Raw genomic sequence first — 2,578 nt, 5'->3', positions numbered from 1 at the left:
ATTGATTTTCTTCTCTGAAATCCCAATTTTAAGTATTCAACCACTTGTAGAAAATGCGATTAATCATGGTGTAATGAAAAAAACTGAGGGCGGTCAAATAACGGTTAAAATATTTAAAGATGCAGACAACATTATAATTGAAACGACAGATACTGGTGTTGGGATGTCAGAGAAGAAAATCAATCAAATTTTAGACGATGAATATTCAACTAAAGGTGTGGGTCTATTGAATATTCATAAACGAATTAGAAAACTAACGGGTTCAGGTTTGAAAATTAAAAGTGTTGCAAATAAGTATACCTCTGTTTCCTTTTCTATTATAGAACGAAAAAAATAGTATAGAAGACTATCTACGATCGTATGCTTATGTAAGAGTGAGGTGCAATTAGTATGATCAAAGTATTATTGGTTGATGATGAAGAAGCGGGCTTGAATTTATTAAACATGTTGCTATCTGATTTTGAAGAAGTTGAAGTTCGAGGTCAATACACTGATCCAATGAAAGCACTTGAGCACTTAAAAGTTGAACAAGTTGATGCTGTTTTTTTAGATATTGAAATGCCACAGTTATCTGGTATGGAAGTGGCACGTAAAGTTAAAGAATTAAATGAGTTTACGAAGATTGTGTTTGTTACAGCACATATGAATTTTGCAGTAGAAGCATTTGAAATAGAATCTACAGATTATTTACTTAAGCCAGTTACAAAGTCTCGACTTGATCAGTCAGTTAAACGATTATTAAAAATAACAAATAAGCCTTTAAAACATGACTTATCAATCTCAGTTCGGTGTTTTGGGAGTTTTGATATCGTTAATCATGATAGTAGTTTACTCTTTAATTGGAGAACCAATAAAGTAAAAGAGTTATGTGCTTATTTAGTTCATCACGAAGGAAGAGTAGTTGAAAGTGAGCAAATTATTGAAATACTATGGCCTGAAGTAGACATCAATAAAGCGAAGACCAGCTTATATACTTGTATGTCTTATTTAAGACAGGCTTTCAAAAAAAATGGCCTCAAAAATATAATTTTAAGAAAGTCAGGTGGCTATTTTATTGATTTGTCAAAAATAAATTGTGATCTTATAGAATGGACAAGGCAAATCAATTCTCTTAAGCCGATAAGTACAGAAAATATAAAGCAGTACGAGCAGTTGATGGAAAGATACAGTGAGATGTATATGGAAAGAATGGGTTTCTTTTGGGCTGAAGAAAAACGTGCATTTATATCTAATAAAATGATTTCTGTATTTTACCATTTAGGTGAGTTTTATAGGAAAAATGGTGAGTTGAAAAAGTCTTTAAAATGCATAGAGAAAGAGCTAGAGTATTCATGTTACTCAGATGAAATATGCCAGCGTTTAATAACTACCCATTTGAAAATGGGTAATCGATCAGAAGCATTAAAGGTTTATCGAAGTTTCGAGAGTAATTTACAAGAAGATCTAGGGATAGAACCATCTTTTCAAACGAAGATGGTGATACAACGGATTAATAATCAGGAACGTTAATATAATGATAAACCTCAACGAAAATGTCGAAGTTGACCTGATAACCACATAAAATTCACTATTTTTTCCTGCCAGAAGGGTTTTATTGATAATTTTACCCATACACAAACAGGTACAACCAATAATTAAGAAATTTTGTATGCTTAGGGTTCTATTATTTTAGATTGACTTGTACCAATATAGAGCTAGTTATAGAAAAAAATAATATACTATTCATCAATTGCAACCGTTCTTTTGTTTCTTTAAACTAGAACGTTGGTTTCAATTCTAAATTTATATCACCCTTGTCTTAGACTAACGGTTACTTCTGTATTTACAGTTCAGGATTTTCGACCTAGATATCTCATCCATGCTGAGGACACAAACAAAAGAGAAGATCGTATTTGATCTTCTCTTACTATTACTCTGCATGCTCTACATCACTTACTTTAAATGGTTGCCTTTTACCATATGTGAGGGTGCGCCATAACCATTCCATTGGACCGAAACGATATTTTGATAGCCACCATTTACTGAGAAACACTTGCATCGCAAAAATGACAAGAGCTAATGCAGTACCGACTGTTAGACTTAACTTACCGTATAAGTTAAAGCCCATAATGATCGTTAAGCTAATCACTGTTTGTGCTAAGTAATTAGTTAATGCCATTCGTCCGACATCACCTAACCATGATAAACGATTTTTCCATTGTTCCTTCTCAAGCAATAACGTTAATGCTGAAATATAAAACAGCGATAATGTTACACCGCTCAAGCTGACAAAAAGAGCTTCTCCAATGAGTTTGAATACCCCTAACTGTACAACATTTAATTTAATCAAAGCTAAGTAGGTAAGTGTAGGTAGACTTAATAGGAACGTTATACGCCTTACTTTCTTTAGAAAGCGACTATTCTCAGCAACATTTTGAAAAATACCTCTTCTGCCCGCATATAAGCCTAATAGAAACATAGGTAATACCGACACCATTACAAATGGTAGATTTGTGACCATTAGCATAACTTCATTCTCGAATCGATATGAAACCCACTCACTATATGGTGCATATTTGTATACGTCTACATACTCGTT

At 33.0% G+C, this 2,578-nt stretch carries 3 protein-coding genes; 2 read left to right on the top strand and 1 reads right to left on the bottom strand.

Going from position 1 to position 2,578, the window contains the following annotated elements; all coding sequences use genetic code 11:
- A partial coding sequence (locus BFG57_RS15635) for a sensor histidine kinase (RefSeq protein WP_245676775.1) occupies window positions 1-337 on the top strand: 337 nt, incomplete at its 5' end.
- Window positions 338-390: 53 nt separating this feature from the next.
- Window positions 391-1,509, top strand: coding sequence for a response regulator (locus tag BFG57_RS15630; protein WP_069718426.1), 1,119 nt, complete (start codon window positions 391-393; stop codon window positions 1,507-1,509).
- Between the two features lie 400 nt (window positions 1,510-1,909).
- On the opposite strand, the gene BFG57_RS15625 is transcribed toward BFG57_RS15630, so the two are convergent.
- Window positions 1,910-2,578, bottom strand: a 669-nt coding sequence (locus BFG57_RS15625) for a DUF418 domain-containing protein (RefSeq protein WP_139125169.1), incomplete at its 5' end; no start/stop codon positions are given.

The organism is Bacillus solimangrovi, from assembly GCF_001742425.1.
Taxonomy (GTDB): domain Bacteria; phylum Bacillota; class Bacilli; order Bacillales; family Bacillaceae_N; genus Bacillus_AV; species Bacillus_AV solimangrovi.
Note: the sequence above shows the minus strand (reverse complement) of the source record. Positions and strands in the feature narration are given on the sequence as shown.

Coding starts and splice junctions, on each gene's coding strand:
- BFG57_RS15630 (WP_069718426.1), top strand. CDS start 391: ATGATCAAAGTATTATTGGTTGATGATGAAGAAGCGGGCTTGAATTTA.